The organism is Ruegeria sp. CDSB086, assembly GCF_059611065.1.
This window is the reverse complement of record NZ_JBXWOV010000010.1, coordinates 1-16665: the sequence shown is the minus strand read 5'-3', so window position 1 is coordinate 16665 and position 16665 is coordinate 1. Positions and strand designations below refer to the sequence as shown.

The following is a 16665-nucleotide window of genomic DNA, read 5'->3' as shown; positions in this document are numbered from 1 at the left end:
GGATCGCGAATAAAATAGTGGTTATTCTACAAGCCAAGTCGAGCTTTCCAAAGGGTGAGCCAGTGCTGCGCAGCCGTATTCAGCTACGCACCAAACAGGTCACAATGCGCCTTCGTCTCCCAGGAACTCGATGCCAGCTGTCGCGCCATCACTGTAAGCAATACAATTCCAAGGAGCACGATCTTCGCCAACGCCTACAGTGACCTGTGTTCCCGCCTCGCTAAACGCGGATGAGAGCACCACGACTTGCGAATTGTTCGTCGTGTTGGCTACATCTCGCAAACATGCTTGCTGAGCCGGTGTGAGCTCGGCGGACGCGCTTGATGTACTCGTGTCGTCGCAGGCCGCAAGCAGTGCGAAACATATCGCGCCTGCAATCATCACCATCTTGTTAGACATTTTCTTCTCCCTTTGGTTCCCTTGAAATTAGTAAAATTGGATGCGCTTGTTTGAAGCTCTCGCGTCTGTGCAGCCAATAGAACATACCTCGTTCCTGTGACTGTCTTACCCAAAACTTGCCGCGGAGGGCTTGGTCGGCGGAACGATTTTTCGTTGACTACCGAGACCGCCAACAACGCGTGATGGCAGAATGGCGTCACTGCAAAAAGCTAGAGCGAACTCTGGAGGGAGGGCTAGTTCGTTGAGTCTAAGCATCGCGTCCTCCCAAGGCTCAATCATTGTAAAGTGCCTTCCGACCGCCAGCACTCACTCTAGCAGTCGGAAGGGCCCGACACATCGGGCGACAGCGACAACAACGGAGGTAAAATATAGCTGTGTCGAATTCGCATGTTTGAATCTAATTTTTAAAAAATCAACATTTTTTCCGCGCGTAAACTTCTTTACGCTCTCGTACGACTGGCTTCTGCTTTCAAACAAAAAAGTAAGTGGGAGCTGCGAGTGTGTTCCCCTGAGCGGCGAAGCGATTTGAGGCCGCACAGAAACAATGAAGGGATTGAAAGATGGGATTTGGTGAAGCCGTTAAGACGTGTTTCTCGAAATACTTCCAGTTCTCCGGTCGGGCGATACGCTCAGAATACTGGTGGTTCTTCTTGTTTGTGGTTCTCGTGAGTGCTGCTTTGGCTGTGTTGGATACAATCATATTCGGGACCAACCCAGAAACTGGGCAAGGATCTCGCGTCATGTCCTCTGTTTTTCAACTGGCCGTTCTCATACCTATGCTCGCAGCAGGTTGGCGGAGGTTGCATGATACAGGGCGACCTGGCTGGTATTTGCTGCTGCCGATGGCGCTCAGCATTACAACGCTTTTTGTTATGCTGGGTGGGGTGGCGTTCTTTTCGGTATTGGAGCAAGGGACCGAAAACCCCGATGCGTTGCGAGGACCTGCGGCAGTCTTGGGCGTGACCGGTATTGTTGTTGTCTCAATTCTTCAATTGGTTCTGTCCATCCTGATGATCTGGTGGCTAACACGACCTTCCCAAGAAGGCGCGAACGAATACGGCGCACCTATTTCTTGACCTAGGCGCCAGGACAACGGGCCGGAATCTCTGGCTGAATGACAGTGCGAACTGCAACACCATGGAGATAGAAAATGAGTTTCAAAACGATTTCCATTGGAATGCTATTGATGGCTATGGCGACCACAGCATCAGCGGAGTGGTCGTTCAACTCCGGGCCTAATCCCAATGCATTTAATCAAACCGGAAACATGACGCTGGAGCTTCAGTGTAACCGTATCCGCTTTGCTCCGGCTGGATACGAGGACAGCCAGGACATTGTGGAGAAGCAGGGGCTTTCAATTCGTTTTTTGAAAAACGGCAACACCGAGGTTGGCGCATTTCAGGTTCGCGCTGAAAACGCTGCTTTGCAGATCGTTGACAATTATCCCGTCGAGATCAGTTTCAATAGCCAGCAGGACTATGGTTTTGTACTAGACCAGCTTGCGGCCAATGCATCGGTAAACCTGTCGATGGTTGATCAAGATATCAGCTATGGAATCTTTGACTTGAAGGGTTCCGGCGCGGCAATTCGGTCCCTTCGTTCCGCCTGCGATTCAGATACTAGCCAGGGGGCCTCCTACGAAGCACCCGAAGGCATCATCTATTGTGGTGGCGGGGCGATAAAGCGCGTGATCGAACCTGTAATTTTGGACAACCCGGAGGGAGAGTGGGACGCGCGAGTAACGGTTAACGGCGAGTCGATCAGAGCCATGACGGCCTACAGCTACTTCGGAAACTCTGAGCCGCCGACCGGATTTGTCGTTGCCCTGCTTGGGGAAGACAGGTCCGAATTTCTGATTTTTAGCGAAGGCTCGGCAAACTGGCTGGAATACGGGGACTATAGGTATGATCAATGCAATTGATGCCCCCCTCCAACCGATTTCCCAATTGGTAAGCCAGTTTAAATGTTTGGTTTCCTCGATTGTGCTGGGTTCGGGTCTAGTTTGGACCTCACCAGCTTTCGCGGCTGACGGTTCGCAACTTCCAACCGGTTTGCGGGCGAAGGTTGATCTGGCGGCACAGGCCTGCGCAGAGTTCAACAACGGTCAGTTTGACTTAGATTGGGGCGCGGTTGAAAGGGTGGATCTTGACGGAGATCTACAACGCGACTGGGTTCTGAATGAGTCTGGTTTTGCGTGTTCAAGCGCCGCTTCTCTTTACTGCGGCACTGGCGGATGCATGTCGCACTTCTTGATTGAAGAGGAGGTTCACTCCTTGCTCAACCAGGGCTGGACGGTCGTTGACTTCGGGCGTCAACGCATTGTCCTTGCTGACGTCCACGGAACCAATTGTGACGGAATAAACCCGACGCCTTGCACAACAGCCAGTGTTTGGGATGCGGAAGCTAAGACGTGGCGCTCGTCTGCTGGCGATTGGGAGTAAACTGCAATTGGGCACCGCAGATAGCCAAACTACGATCACGTTGGGGTGTTGTTAGGCAAACTTACCTTCGGATGTATTCCAACAGAAGCTCTGTGCGGATCCTAGAATTGCTTTAAGGTTGCGTATGCAACGTTAGGTTCCTCACTTTGAGACAAAGCTATCCAAAGCAAGACTGAAAGAGAATTGAATGAAACGCCTGTTTCCATCTCTGCCTGAGAACGCGACGCTTGGAAGTGTCTATCAAGCCTTTCCAGACAAACTTTCGCCGCTTTGCGCGTACGAAAGCCTGGTTATGAGGGGCGAGAGCGACCTCTCGGTTGCTGAGCGTGAACTAATCGCAGCTTATGTCTCTGGCTTGAATGCTTGTGCGTATTGCCATGGGGCGCACATCGTTTTCGCCAAAGCCTACGGCATTGAGGTCGAGACAATCGAGGCACTGATGGAAGACCGCGATACAGCACCCGTCGAAGACCAACTTAAACCGTTACTGGCATACATTGAAAAGCTCACCGTCTCACCATCCCGAATGACGGAAGCCGACGCAAAAGCAGTCTACGCGGCAGGCTGGTCGGAGAGTGCGCTGTTCGATGCTATCCAAGTTTGCGGTGTCTTTAATCTCGTGAATCGCTTCATAGAAGGAACAGGTGTCCAAAGCCCTGGCACCGACCCAAGAGAAGCGGACGAAGCCACTTTAAACCGATGCCGCAGTGACAGCTTCTATACCGATTTCGGACGAGAGAACGGCCTCGACATCCCTTGAATTGATGTTGTTCTAACGTTTCCAATCGGAAATGGTTTTGGCTGCGTCGCAAAACTCTTGCGTCAGATCAATGCCTCTAACCTTAGCGCTTGCTTCTTCTGCAATTGTTTTGGTGACCCCACCCAAGCCACTACCAATATCAAGTACATTCGCGCCTGTCGTTAACTTCAGTTTCTCCAATAACTGTAAAGTCGTCTGTCTGCCTCGGAAATGGTACTCATTGATTGGTTAGAAATCCGCGGCGCGTAGTTTCTTCGGGTCAATGCTCGCGGCCTTCAGGCTATCAGCTATCTGGTCGATCAGCCTGCGGCTGGGACCATAGTAGTCGGAAACTTGCTCTCTCATTCTCAACCCCTTTTACCAATCATGTTGAATGCTACTGAATGCCCATCAGATCAAAACTCGCGGAGGGTCGGCAGGCACTCGAGTGCTCAAGGTAGAGCTTCGAACCAGTCTAGCACCGCGTCCCGCCAGCCCTCCGGAACGCCGTGTCCGCCTTTGGTGACCTTCAACCGAATCGAGCCGGCCTCACAGTCCATCCAATCCTTCTGCATCGAACCATCGTCGCCAAAGCTGTTTTCCGCGCTACCTAAGCAGGCGTTTTCTCGGCGCCAGACGTCCAAGCCCTTCATGACATTACCCTGGTGAAAATCGACACCCTCCCATGTCAGCTCTCGGCCTTCGAACGGCACCATTCTGTCTTTGAAGCCGTGTACGTGAAACAGGTGAACTGGCGCATCGCACTCAGTGGTCATAGGCTCCCAGAACGCCCCAGCCGCAGCGGCAAAACCTCTTGCCATCTCTGGCGCTTGGCACGCAATGTCCCAGACCATCGAGCCGCCGCGGGAGAAGCCTGCGATCAGTATTCGCGACGGGTCAATTCCGAAGCGCTCCACCGCGTCGGCGCGTACGGCGTCGATAAAGGCTACATCATCGCGCGCCAGGTCATATCCGTCAGCCACACCCCAATCGAGGTCTTTGTCATTAATACTGGGCTGCCCGCTCGGCATAATCACCGCGTAGCCACGCCGGATGAAAGGGTCAACATAGGCGGAATTCTGGATCATCGCCTTTCCAGACCGTCCATAACCGTGCAACCAAATGACGGTAGGTCGTTCATCCGGAGCCTCTGGCAGGGCCACGTAGTATTCACCGCCTTCCAGTGTGCACGGTGCATCTGGCGCACCACACTCTCCATCAGAAGCGAGGGCAGCGTTCGGCTTCGCAGCAATAACAGCAATGGCAATACCGAGCGTCAAAATGCGATTGCGCGTTTCGGGTCGCATCAAAAGTGTACCTCTGTGGTTAGGTCACAGAAGATCATAGCACAGCGTTGCGCATCTCCGAAGGCAGCGGCCAAGCGTTTGTGAACCATCTGAAGTCTAGGCAAAGTTGGCCGATCTATCTCTATCCAAATGAGTAGTTATGAGCTTGGGAAAGAACTTAGATTTTGTTCGAGAACCCAGGTAACTTTCATTAAAGTGGTACGGGGGGACTTATGGAACGCCGTCTAACTGCCATTATGGCTGCGGATTTTGTGGGATTCTCACGCCTGATCGGGCGTGATGAAGAGGGCACCATTACAGCGCTAAAGGGCTACCGAATACTCATTGATGGCCTCATCTCAAACTCTGGTGGTCGCGTGTTCGGCAGCGCGGGTGACAGCGTCATCGCTGAATTCACAAGTGCAACGGACGCGTCCCGCTGTGCATTGGAAATTCAAAGAGAGCTGAAAGTCCGGAACCTCGATCTGCCGGAAAAAGGGCGCATGAACCTTCGTATCGGAATACATCTCGGTGATGTCGTGGCAGATGGCGATAACCTGCTGGGAGACGGCGTCAACATTGCGGCTCGGTTGGAAGCAATCGCACCGCCCGGAGGCCTTTGTGTTTCCAAAGCAGTTGCCGATCAACTTTCGGGAAAGGTGGACGCGGAATTTGCGCATGCTGGCGCCCATGAATTGAAGAATATCGCCAATAAGGTCGAGGTTTGGACCTGGCCTCCGGAACTTGCGGTCAAACCCAAGCGCAGCGCAACGATCCGATGGACTGCCGCGACGGCTGTTGTCGCCACAGCTACCGCGATTTCAGCTTTTTTTGTATTTGGAAGAGATGATCCGCGCGACCTTCCGTCAGGTGCGCGGATTGTCATTACACCTTTTGAAACAATCGGGGAAAACAAGGAAGACGAGTATTTTGCTGAAGGTTTGACGCGTGATCTTAACGCTTTGTTGGCGAAGTTCTCTAACCTGTTTGTTATAGCTCCCGAAGCTGGAGCCGACTTCAGCAGTAACAAAGATTGCGAAGCGATCAGGGATGCGCTAGCGGCCGATTACATACTTGGCGGCACGGCCCAACGGTCTGACTCGAAATTGCGGGTGACAACTACATTCATCAATGCAAGGACTTGCCGTCTACTCACACCGCCGGGCCCCTTTGATATGGACCTCAGCATCGCAAATGTCATGAATATCCAGGTTGAGATTGCAAGAAAGATCGCCTCGCAAATCGGTTCAAGCGATGCCCCGTTGTTCAACACTTCTGTACAGCAGGCTATCCGCGACAAGGCACCGGAAAACCTGAAAGCCTATGAATGTTATCTGTTGGGATTCTGGTTTTATCAAAGTTTCAGCATTGAAGCGCATCGCAAGGCTCGGGACTGTCTATTGCGAACCGTGAAGGAAGAACCTGGTTACTCTCTTGCTTGGTCGCGATTGGCCTTTAACTATCTCGAGTCTAAGAAACGATCATTCGACACCGATCCGGATTGGGCAAATAAGGCCCGAGACGCCGCCACACGTGCACTTGAGGAAGACCCGGACAATGCGGATGCGCACTACGCCCTGGCAATCCTCAGCAGAATGACGGGAGAAGACAAGGCGGTCTTCTTTGAACACGCAAAGAACGCCACGGAGCTTAGTCCCAATGATTCCTGGATCCTCGCGGATCTGGGTATCTTTCTTGCTTACTCCGGCGAGTTTGAAAAAGGTAAAGAGTGGATTTCCCGCGCAAAAGACCTCAACCCCAAACTTCATCCTGGCTACAATAACGCTTGGGTGCTGCACGCGATCTTGCAAGGCAATTATAATGAGGCACAAAAAGTCATCTTGAGCTGGGGTACGCCGAAATCCACCATGTCGATGGCAAGCCTGACTGCAAGCTATGCTTTGGACGGCGAGCAACAAAAGGCGCAAGAGATGGCGCAACGCTTGCAAAACGAACACCCGGAGTTTCTTGACGATCCACGCTCACCGTATCGAGCACGTGGAATGCCAACGGAGCTGATCGAAAAGATAATGGATGGGCTTCGCATTGCCGGTATTGAAGTTTCAGAGAACTAACGCCGCGATTGCTTGCAAACATCGCTTTCAGAATGGCGGGCGTAGAATGTTTGTAGCGGCTCTGGAACCAAGTTGCGTTTGCTACCTAACGCTGTTGCCGACACCGAATGAGGAGATTCGTAATTTCTAAGGACAGTTTTGCGGACGCAGAAATTGGAAGACACCTAGCGGACGCTGCACGTCGTTGCCGCATGGTTTTCTTCACTGGATTGCCGGCATCTGGAAAGTCATTCCTATTGCGCCAGCAAATATCCATTGCGATCTCCTTGGGACGTCGCGTGCATATCATGCGTTGGGATAAGGGGCTCGCGGCGTTTCAGACCGAAGACATACTAACAAAGTATCCAGATGTTTCGGATGGAACTCATCCGTTGATCCGAAGGGCCGCCGGATTGTGGGGCCGGAGAACCTTAGCGCGATGGCAGGCGGAGAATTCCGATCCCACAGACATGATTGTGGGCGAAGTCCCTATCATCGGAAACAGGTTTTCAGAGTTCATCCAGACGCAGCCGGATCAGATTGAGCCTGCCTTAGCTTCCGAGGAAACCAAATTCATCTATCCGGTTCCCACAAAGGGCTTACGTGCCAATCTCGAAGCTATTCGAAGATCTACGTTTGCGAACCCCGGACATCCTGAAGAGGCCAGGGACGCGCCACCATCCACAATGGAACTGGCTTGGCGTTTGACGTGTGCCAAGGCCGCAGAATTGGGCTTGATCTCTGAAGCGGATATTCATTCTCCGTACGAGGAGATGATTTATGTGCGGTTTTTTGAGCACCTGCTGCAACTCCGACACGCCATCAGAATTGGGGTCGATACGATCTATTCAAATGCAGGGTCAGCCCATGATCTGGATGCGGACGCCTTAGAACTCAGTGCTAGCTCAGACGAAGTAAAGTACGCAATCGCAGAGGTAGAGACTACTTTTACAGCCGAAGAAGCCGCCCGAGAAGTTGAAAACTGGTATCGGGTGTAGTCTCGGACAAAGGTCTGTTCGGTTAGCATTTCGGAAATTGCAAAGCTTGGTTGCGAAGGTTCGGTTTAGGTGGCGGTCTCAATTGATCGACGCAACATTTCACTTTGAGAGCAAAGATGGAGTGTTTGGATGCTGCGTGCTGCTCGAATGAAAGTGAGGCGCAGAAAGCGGCCTTTGCAAATTTACGAGAACGGATCAAAGGAAATTGCCTTTCACCAAACGACGAACATGCGGAGGTGAGGTGAGTGACCTTTGCCAGCAGGTGGCTCACTTCAATATCGTCAAACAAGGCGCCAGGTTGCACGAGAAGGTCTCGTGTTGGTACTTACTCAATGGCTGCAACACAGGTGCGTTGCTGTCACTTCCAGCTTGCAGCTGTATTTGGCGTGATCTAATCGCCTTACTCGGCCGATTGTCAACAAGTGTCGTCAGAACCTTCCGGGATACAGACTCATCATGTTCTGCACGTCCAGTTCACTCGAAAACGCATCGGGATTACTCCAGATCACGTCATTAATATAGCCGCGTTCCGCGTGAAGATCGTTGGCTGTAGGCCGCGGCTTCCGGGTTTCGGGAAAGGCTCTTTTGTCCCAACCGAACAGTCCATCAAATACGGTCCAGATGCTAGGTGACATTGTATGGGAAGCCATCTCATGGTCCTTTCCGAGTTACGTGCGCTGTCGCAACAAGAGTAACTGTTCACCCGTTTTTCTGGTATCCGGCACAAAATTGTGCTGTTCTACAAAAATGATGAACGGGTTCCGAAATTGGTCGGATATTCGTGTGTTCCTCTCTGTCTTCAGAGAAGGGTCGACGCTTGCGGCCTCCAGAAAGCTAAAGGTCTCCCAACCAACGGTTGCCCGGCGCATTGATGTTCTCGAAAGAGAAACAGGCTTGACGCTTTTTGAGCGCGGTACGCATGGGTTCAAACCGACCCCAGAAGCCCTCCGCCTCGTTCCCCTCGCCGAAGCAATCGAGAATTCAGTCCTTGAATTTGCCGATTGCGCGAAAGAATTGACGTCGACACAACCCATCCGTATCACCGCTTACTCAGCAAACTTCTCCGCACGCATGATTGAAATCGTAAACGAGTTTTCCGCCGACAATCAGGATGTCGCATTCGAGTTTTTGTCCAGCGTTCGGGCGCTGGACCTGATGGCAGGCGAGGCCGACATTGCGTTGCGCCTTGCGAGAACCGATCCTGATCCTGACCTGATCTGCCGGAAGATTAGCACGGCACGCTGGTCTTTGTTCGGCAGCAAAAACTACGCGGACAAATTTGGCCTGCCGGGGTCAACAAATGATCTGGCCGGGCATCAGTTTGTTACCTTTCAGCGGGACGATGTTCCGAATGTTTTCCACGAATGGTTGACCAATCACGTGGCACCAGAACAGATCGTCATGTCTTTCACTGAACTGGAGCTAATGCATGCGGCGATCAGGTCAGGGCAAGGCCTTGGGATCAGCAATGTCAAGCTGGTTGAAACAGACATGTCCTTTATCCGATGTTTCGACGAAATCCCCGAACTTGCGGTGCCGCACCTAATGCTCATTTCGCCGGAAGCCTATCGTCGGCCAGAGGTTAAAGCCTTCGTCAAGTTCTTCGCACCTCGCTATGCGGCAATCTATAAGTAGTTATTTAGGCAAAAAAGGATTGAGAACACGCGAACAAACTTGTTTGCATGTACGCCACGACCGCAATTGCGAATAGAAGCCTTATGTGGCGAGCCCAAGGATACTCTTGAAGATGACAAAGTGAGGTCGAATTGATCGCCGCGCCCAAGTCGCTGCAAACCGCCTTAACTCCGATATGCCATCACGTGGTGCATGACCAGGTTAAGAACTTCAACATCGTTCTGGTTAAATGTCTGGTATCGGAATTTGACCGTTCCCCGGTCTGGCTTCGAACGTGATGGTGTAATTGCCTCAACCGTGACTCGCACGCTGATCGTGTCACCGGAATACACCGGAGCCAGCCACCGCACCTCGTCCATACCATGTCCACCCAGATTGGTGCCGGTAAGTACACCAGTGTCGCGGAACAACCTGAAAGTAAGCGCAATTGTCTGAAATCCACTGGCGATGAGACCGCCGAAAATCGACTCTGCGGCAGCCACTTTGTTAACGTGGAAGGGCTGCGGGTCATGAACCAGTGCGAAGTCAACAATCGCTCCCTCGGTCAGCGTAACGCCACCGGTTTCGAAAGTTTCGCCAACCGACAAATCGTCGATGTATTTTCCGCTGGCCATGGCAAAAGTATAGTTTGATGCACACTCAACCGTCAACGCGGAGCCACGCTCGGCAGCCACTAATGCCGCATTGTCTTTCGACCATGGCAAAGATCGTAATTGAGAACTGAGCCAGTGGTCGTTGACCTATGCCGCGGCGACAAAAAGGTGCGCTTCTTGCGGTACGTGCAATACGCCTTCATTGTCATATCTAGACAAAGCGTCTGCAACCTCTTCCACGACCTTGTTGGTGACGTCATCACCTGCATCCCTAAGATCAGTTTCGATTGGCAGCGCCATGATTTGCGCACGAAGGTCAATAAATCTTCGCTCTAGTACCAATGGCTCGTGACGAGCTATCTTGAAGCCTGCATCGACCAACAAGTTCGAAATGAGGTCCCCATCTCGAAACGAAAAAGGCGCTCTGGCCTTGACTGCGGCATCTGTTCCAACATGCTGTTCGAGAGCTTTTGCAAGTGCTCCATTGAAGGGCGACACAGCGCGCCAACATGTCAAAAACAGCTGACCGTCATTGCGCAAGATCCTATGAACTTCTTTCAACGCGGCGGATTTGTCGGGGAAGAACTGAAGCCCCTGTTGTATGAAGGCATAGTCAAACGTAGCATCTCCGAAAGGTAACTCGGTTACATCTGCTGCATACCACTCGAGCACATGACGACAATCCAGCTGATTGGACTGCGCGACCTCAATCATGGTTTCGTTCAGATCTACGCCAACAACCCGGCCTTCGCCCGTCAGTTTCCTTGCAATCTCTCGCGTCAAAGCCCCGGTGCCGCATGCAATGTCGATAACACAAGTGCCGCTTCGAAGCTGAACCTTCTGCATTGTTGCTTCAGCCAATGGGCCGAACATCGCAGGCACACTATGGTTGTTGTACTTCTGCGCAGCTTCTTTGGTCAGCCGGAAATTGTCCGTCATCAAAAATATCCTCCTAGCAACGCGTCAATAATTGGATCACCCAAAGTGACCCAAAATCGTAGTCTCACGAGGTTTCAACCGGAAGGTTCTCATCGGCGCTCCACTCAGCCCAGGAACCATCATAGAGGCGCGACTTGTCGAACCCCATGTGGCGAAGCGCAAGGAGACCGCAAGAGGCGGCAATACCGCGACCGCAATACGCGATAACCTCGTCGTCGGTTTGAATTCCCTTGTCCTGATAGTGCTGAAGGAGGCGGAGGCGATCCGCCAACCTGAATGAGCCTCGTTCCTTTAGTTTCGCTGCCCGCTCAGCAATGGGTGTGTGTGCCAAATCCGGATCGATGTTCGATATCGCCGGTATGTTAACTGCACCGGGGATATGTCCCGAGCGACCTCCCCATGTGTGAACACCGTCGCCTCGGAAGAGGTCGTTTGGCAGAAAGTCCACAACTCTGACCTCAAGCATACCTATCGCGTCCAGAACGTCAGTTTTGCTGGCAATCCAATTGCTCTGCACCTTGGGAGCGAAGTCGCCAGGCTCAACGGATGGATCGCCAGTTTCAGTGGGTCGACCTTCGAGTTTCCATTGCTGCAAGCCGCCGTCCAAGACCTGCACGTTTTTATGGCCATAGTGCGAAAGTGCCCACCAAAGACGCGCTGAAGCCAACGGAAGCCCGGAATCATCGTAGACCAAGACATGACTGTCTTTGGAAACACCCAACTCGCGCATCTTTTTCCCAAAATCCTCTGGCCCGAGCATCATATCGGGAACGTTCTGATTGCTGTCTGCAAGCTCTGTCGACATGCCAACATACACGGCGCCGGGAATGTGCTCGGCTTGGAACTCGCTCCTATCGTCATAGGCCAAGCCCTTGCCGTTTTCCTCCCTAAACTTCCAGCGAACATCAATGATGCGTAGTTTCGGGTCAGTCAGGTTATCTGCCAACCAAGCCGTATCAATAAGCGGGCGAGTTTGGGTTGTCATACCTACGTTCTCCTCTAACCGGACGCGGGTCGGGCCGTATGGAATAATCCCCAAAATTGCTTTCGGAGTCCAATTTTAGGAAATCGGGATTTGATGAAGCAACTATGGTTTGAACCGCATTTCGCTGATTTCATGAGACTTCTGAAAGAAACGGATGCTGAAATCATGGTGCCTCGTATCGTCGATTTCCTTTGACTCGTTTATGGCTAGGCATGCTCATATAGCTCGCTGACGGACAGGTTTGGTACAGATAGTGGAAGGTTTGGATGCTCGAAGATCGGTACGGAAGCCCGCTAACGACAACATCACAAACTGCACGTGACGCCTATGTTGAAGGCATCGACCGTTTTCTGGGTGCTTTTGATGATGTCGAAGAAGCTTACCGTTCTGCAATGCAGGCAGATGATAGTTTTGCCATGCCCCATGTTGGCCTTGCGCGCTATCTTGTTACCGTCGGCCGCGGACAAGATGCAGAGCGAGAATTAGCCGCCGCAAAGGAACTGTCGCAAGGCGTCAGCCCGCGCGAAGCCGCCCAGATCGAACTTATCAACGATCTCATTGAGGGGCGTGCACCGCAGGCCTACAGGCGCATTCGAGATCACGTCGCAGACCATCCGCGAGATATTTTGCTGGCTCAGACATGTACCAGCGTATTTGGTCTGATTGGGTTTTCAGGTCAGGCTGGACGCGAGGCGGAGCAGCTTGCGTACACAACCATGTTAAAGCCACACTATGGCGACGACTGGTGGTTTCTCTGCCAGCATGCATTTGCCCAGATGGAGGCCGGACAGATCGGCCCCGCCGCGGAAAACATCGAGCGCGCGCTTGAGTTGAGGCCAGACAGCGCACACAGTGCACATGTCAGGGCCCATCTCTACTATGAGAACGGGGAGACGGACGCTGGCTACGCTTATCTGCGCGAGTTCTGGCAAGACTATCCCTTCACGGCGTATCTGCACTGCCATCTCAGTTGGCACGTTGCTCTGTGGGCGCTTGAGAGCGGCGATGTGGCGGGTATGTGGAAGCTGTTCGATGATTATGTTTCCCCCGACCGACCTCCTGCGCCACCACTGAACGTTCTGACTGATAGTGTGGCAATTGTTCACCGCGCCTTTTTGGCTGGTGAGCAAATTCCTCAGGAGCGTTGGCAACAACTCAGCGACTATGCTGTTCAGTTCTTTCCTTCACCTGGCTTGGCTTTTGCGGATGTTCACGCTGCTCTTGCGCATGCGATGGCTGGAAACAGAGAGCGTCTGGAAACAACCATTGACGGCGCAAAGGGCCCCGCAGGCCCCACCGTTGCTTCGGTCGCAGGCGCATTCCGTGCGTTGGCGGATGGAAATGCGGATGAAGCGATTGAGAAATTTGTAGGTGTCATGTCTGAGCACGAACGCCTAGGCGGCAGCCGGGCGCAACGCGACTTAATTGAGTTTTCATTGGCGCATGCGCTGGCAATTTCGGGACAATCGAATGAAGCTCGACGCATTCTCAACATGCATCGAACGCATACCTCTCATGACCATGCAGTTGCCACGCTAGAAGGATAGGGTGCCTGAATTTTTGACGCCCGCAATGAGCCCAAATTACACGTTTTCAACACCACTTAGAACGGAAGCTGTCGCACGACGCTACCAAGCCCCAAAAGTGTTAGATGGCGGAAAAGACCAATCTGACTGCTGACATCAGCTTTCTCAAAAGCCCGTCTTAGGTGTGTGCGAGCGGTGTTTGTGGTCTTGTCGGTGGGCTACAGTGGAGGGATTGGACGGCGCGTCACTCACGCGGCCGACAAGTTGATCAGTCGCCAAGAAGAGTGCTTCGATCAATGGAGTTCATATAAGACGGGTCTATGCCTTGGGTCGGCTTTGATGTCGCCAGTATCGAGAAACAGCCCATTGTGGTAACCTCCTACCTCTAATTAGGGGGTTATTGTGATGGAATACTATGATCTCGGTAGCTACAGCCGAAAGATCACAACCTCGTCGGACGAAGCCCAGCTTTGGTTTGATCGTGGTTTGGCTTGGACTTACGCCTACAACCACGAAGAAGCGATTGTATGCTTTCAGAATGCTGTAGCTGCGGATCCAAATTGCGCAATGGCGCACTGGGGCATCGCGTATTGTATTGGGCCGAACTACAACAAGCCCTGGGAAACATTCGAAGAAGACGAAAAGCCTGACTGTATCGCCTTGGCGAAAGCGTCAATCGAGGCTGCTGCGTCGTTAAAGGAGCGGCTGACGCATGTTGAACGCGCTCTAATCGATGCCATTCCAGCGCGTTATCCATCTTCATCGGATATTGAGGATTTCAGCCCGTGGAATGATGCCTTCGCTGATGCGATGCGAAAGGTTCACACCGAATTCGATCAGGACCTGGACGTGTCTGCGATTCTGGCCGAGTCGCTCATGAACCGGACACCTTGGCAGCTTTGGGATTTGCCGACCGGAAAGCCCGCCGAAGGGGCCGATACGCTCGAGGCAATATCCGTGCTCGAAAATGCGTTCGATACACTTTCCGGAGCATGGGAGCACGCAGGACTATTGCACATGTACATTCACCTGATGGAAATGTCGCCCCACCCCGAACGGGCACTGCGTCACGGCGATGTGCTCAGCACGCTGGTGCCCGAGGCCGGGCATTTGTTGCACATGCCGACCCATATCGACGTGTTGTGCGGAGACTACATGAACGTGGTACTGCGCAATCACAAAGCCATATTGGCAGATCGCAAGTTTCTGAAGCGCGAAGGCCCTGACAATTTCTATTCCGTCTATCGGTGCCACAACTATCACTTTAAAATATACGGTGCGATGTTCTTGGGGCAACCATCGGCAGCAATCGAAGCCGCCGATGAGCTGATCGACACCTTGCCGTCAGACACTCTTCGGCCTATGGCGGACTGGTTTGAAGGCTTCATTCCAATGAAGCAACATGTGCTGATCAGGTTTGGTCTCTGGCAGGATATTCTCGATCAGGATCTGCCAGAGGATGAAGAGCTTTACAGCGTGACCATTGCCATGATGCGGTATGCAAGGACGGTTGCCTTGGCCAACCTACACAGGGTCGCCGAAGCCGAGAGTGAAAAAGCTAAGTTCTATGATGCTCTGGCCAGAGTTCCTGAGACCCGAATGCTGTTCAACAACACATGCCGGGACATTCTGAAGGTCGCTGAGCAAATGATGCTGGGTGAGTTGGCCTATCACGCAGGAGAGCACGAAACGGCCTTTGACCACCTGCGAAAGTCAGTCGAGATCGACGACAACTTGCCATACGACGAGCCCTGGGGCTGGATGCAACCCACCCGTCATGCGCTGGGTGCTCTTCTTCTTGAGCAGGGCCAGATGGAGGAAGCCGAAGCTGTTTACCGTGCAGACCTTGGCCTGGATGCAACGCTTAGCCGGGCCTGTCAGCATCCGGGCAACGTCTGGAGCCTGCATGGCTTGCACGAATGTCTCACCCAGCGCGGTAAAACGGTCGAAGCCGCCCACATTAAGCCACAACTGGACAAGGCCACTGCTCGCGCCGAGGTGCCGATCAAGGCATCGTGTTATTGCAGACAGAAGGCTTTGGCCGCCCAGTAATCACTGATCAACAGCAATGGCCGGGGTATTTGCGAGGCCCGCTTCTGCCGTTGACCGGGACTTATTTAACTTCGTTGATGGCAACAGTCTGGACGACGACAAGACTGCCAAGCATCGCTTCGGTGCCGATTTGCGGTAAATCAGCCGCATGGTAGCATAGCGCAGGATTTGCAGTCGGGGGGCAATATGGTCTTAACATTCGCACAAATGGAAGCTCAGGAAATATTCAAAGCAAATCCGATTTCAGCAACTGACGCGCTGGCAGTACTGATCGAAGACCCCAACGCACTTGTAGTGGACGTGAGGGATAGCGCTGAAATGGCGGCTACAGGTATCAGCCCTAGAGCAATTCCGGCTCCTGGTCGCGCCGTCGCTTGGATGGCAGACCTTGAAAGTGAATATAGATCTCAAGAGTTACAGGATCGTGGAAGGCGAATTTTCACCACTTGTGGCGGAGCTCCGAGCTACCGAGGCGCGGCAGCGGCAGCGGCAAATGTATTGACAGCGATGGGTTTTCAAAACGTGCAGTTCATCGATGGAGGGATGGCGGCTCTGATCGCAGCTGGCTCCTCCACAAAGCAGCCTTAAAAAACGGCGAAACCAACGGTCTCGAGCAAACAGAGCAGGGGAGTAAATAGATACTTCTCAACTTCCAGAGTTGTGTCTCGATACGACTTGTGATTGTGCTTTATGGCCCTTTGCATTGCTCAATCCCGCAAAGGGCCTCCCTAAGGAACCTGGGATTCTCGCGAAGGTCTGCGATGCGCAGAAAGCGGACTTTGCAAAGTCGAGAATAAAGGTCCGTTATGGACGTTCCATCGCTGTCCTGGGATTTCCTGGTATCGGTCGGGTGGCCGTTGTTACAGTATGTTTAGAAGCTTTGAATACCCAGCGTTCAAAACAAGAGCCGCAAGTGTCCCTGTTATCGTCGCCGGTATACTCTGCTTCCAAGTATCGAACACTAGATGGCAGAATATCGCTCCGACAGATGTGCAGAGCAACGCAAGTGCTCCTAGCG

The 16665-nt window shown here is 52.7% G+C and carries 16 protein-coding genes; 10 read left to right on the top strand and 6 right to left on the bottom strand.

Going from position 1 to position 16665, the window contains the following annotated elements:
* Positions 1 to 99: 99 nt before the first annotated feature.
* Positions 100 to 399, bottom strand: coding sequence for a hypothetical protein (locus AC2FIO_RS18690; protein ID WP_496684672.1), 300 nt, complete (start codon positions 397 to 399; stop codon positions 100 to 102).
* Positions 400 to 959: 560 nt separating this feature from the next.
* Here AC2FIO_RS18690 and AC2FIO_RS18685 point away from each other — a divergent pair.
* From AC2FIO_RS18685 to AC2FIO_RS18670, 4 genes are all read left to right on the top strand, one after another.
* Positions 960 to 1475, top strand: coding sequence for a DUF805 domain-containing protein (locus tag AC2FIO_RS18685; protein ID WP_496699553.1), 516 nt, complete (start codon positions 960 to 962; stop codon positions 1473 to 1475).
* A 116-nt stretch (positions 1476 to 1591) separates the two neighbouring features.
* Positions 1592 to 2320 carry a hypothetical protein gene (locus AC2FIO_RS18680; protein WP_496699551.1) on the top strand — a complete coding sequence of 243 codons (729 nt, stop codon included), beginning with the start codon at positions 1592 to 1594 and terminating at the stop codon, positions 2318 to 2320.
* A complete protein-coding gene (locus AC2FIO_RS18675; protein WP_299637031.1) occupies positions 2304 to 2840 on the top strand; it encodes a hypothetical protein in 537 nt (178 codons plus the stop codon). The genes AC2FIO_RS18680 and AC2FIO_RS18675 overlap by 17 nt, the downstream gene beginning before the upstream one ends.
* Positions 2841 to 3027: 187 nt before the next feature.
* Positions 3028 to 3600: a carboxymuconolactone decarboxylase family protein gene (locus AC2FIO_RS18670; RefSeq protein ID WP_299637032.1), complete on the top strand. Its 573-nt coding sequence runs from the start codon at positions 3028 to 3030 to the stop codon at positions 3598 to 3600.
* Between the two features lie 12 nt (positions 3601 to 3612).
* Here the strand turns inward: AC2FIO_RS18670 and AC2FIO_RS18665 are convergent, their stop codons facing one another.
* Together AC2FIO_RS18665 and AC2FIO_RS18660 are read right to left on the bottom strand one after the other, a co-directional pair.
* On the bottom strand, positions 3613 to 3780 hold the full coding sequence (locus AC2FIO_RS18665) for an SAM-dependent methyltransferase (protein ID WP_353390963.1): 168 nt from the start codon (positions 3778 to 3780) through the stop codon (positions 3613 to 3615).
* A gap of 251 nt (positions 3781 to 4031) precedes the next feature.
* Positions 4032 to 4886, bottom strand: a complete 855-nt coding sequence (locus AC2FIO_RS18660; protein WP_282170817.1) for a CE1 family esterase — start codon at positions 4884 to 4886, stop codon at positions 4032 to 4034.
* 212 nt (positions 4887 to 5098) lie between these two features.
* Between AC2FIO_RS18660 and AC2FIO_RS18655 the strand changes: the two genes are divergently transcribed.
* The 3 genes from AC2FIO_RS18655 to AC2FIO_RS18645 all read left to right on the top strand — a co-directional run bounded on the left by AC2FIO_RS18655 (position 5099) and on the right by AC2FIO_RS18645 (position 9552).
* Positions 5099 to 6940 (top strand): adenylate/guanylate cyclase domain-containing protein, encoded by a 1842-nt coding sequence (locus tag AC2FIO_RS18655; RefSeq protein ID WP_496699547.1) that lies wholly within the window; start codon positions 5099 to 5101, stop codon positions 6938 to 6940.
* 191 nt (positions 6941 to 7131) lie between these two features.
* Positions 7132 to 7917 (top strand): hypothetical protein, encoded by a 786-nt coding sequence (locus tag AC2FIO_RS18650; RefSeq protein ID WP_496686394.1) that lies wholly within the window; start codon positions 7132 to 7134, stop codon positions 7915 to 7917.
* A 585-nt stretch (positions 7918 to 8502) separates the two neighbouring features.
* Positions 8503 to 9552 (top strand): LysR family transcriptional regulator, encoded by a 1050-nt coding sequence (locus AC2FIO_RS18645; RefSeq protein ID WP_496699545.1) that lies wholly within the window; start codon positions 8503 to 8505, stop codon positions 9550 to 9552.
* Positions 9553 to 9716: 164 nt separating this feature from the next.
* Here the strand turns inward: AC2FIO_RS18645 and AC2FIO_RS18640 are convergent, their stop codons facing one another.
* From AC2FIO_RS18640 to AC2FIO_RS18630, 3 genes are all read right to left on the bottom strand, one after another.
* On the bottom strand, positions 9717 to 10166 hold the full coding sequence (locus tag AC2FIO_RS18640; RefSeq protein WP_496699543.1) for a MaoC family dehydratase: 450 nt from the start codon (positions 10164 to 10166) through the stop codon (positions 9717 to 9719).
* 126 nt (positions 10167 to 10292) lie between these two features.
* On the bottom strand, positions 10293 to 11084 hold the full coding sequence (locus tag AC2FIO_RS18635; RefSeq protein WP_299641593.1) for a class I SAM-dependent methyltransferase: 792 nt from the start codon (positions 11082 to 11084) through the stop codon (positions 10293 to 10295).
* A 64-nt stretch (positions 11085 to 11148) separates the two neighbouring features.
* Positions 11149 to 12069 (bottom strand): sulfurtransferase, encoded by a 921-nt coding sequence (locus tag AC2FIO_RS18630; RefSeq protein ID WP_496699541.1) that lies wholly within the window; start codon positions 12067 to 12069, stop codon positions 11149 to 11151.
* Between the two features lie 266 nt (positions 12070 to 12335).
* Between AC2FIO_RS18630 and AC2FIO_RS18625 the strand changes: the two genes are divergently transcribed.
* From AC2FIO_RS18625 to AC2FIO_RS18615, 3 genes are all read left to right on the top strand, one after another.
* On the top strand, positions 12336 to 13616 hold the full coding sequence (locus AC2FIO_RS18625) for a tetratricopeptide repeat protein (protein ID WP_496699539.1): 1281 nt from the start codon (positions 12336 to 12338) through the stop codon (positions 13614 to 13616).
* Between the two features lie 384 nt (positions 13617 to 14000).
* Positions 14001 to 15647, top strand: a complete 1647-nt coding sequence (locus AC2FIO_RS18620) for a hypothetical protein (RefSeq protein WP_496699536.1) — start codon at positions 14001 to 14003, stop codon at positions 15645 to 15647.
* Between the two features lie 207 nt (positions 15648 to 15854).
* Positions 15855 to 16235 (top strand): rhodanese-like domain-containing protein, encoded by a 381-nt coding sequence (locus AC2FIO_RS18615; RefSeq protein WP_496699534.1) that lies wholly within the window; start codon positions 15855 to 15857, stop codon positions 16233 to 16235.
* Positions 16236 to 16665 lie beyond the last annotated feature (430 nt).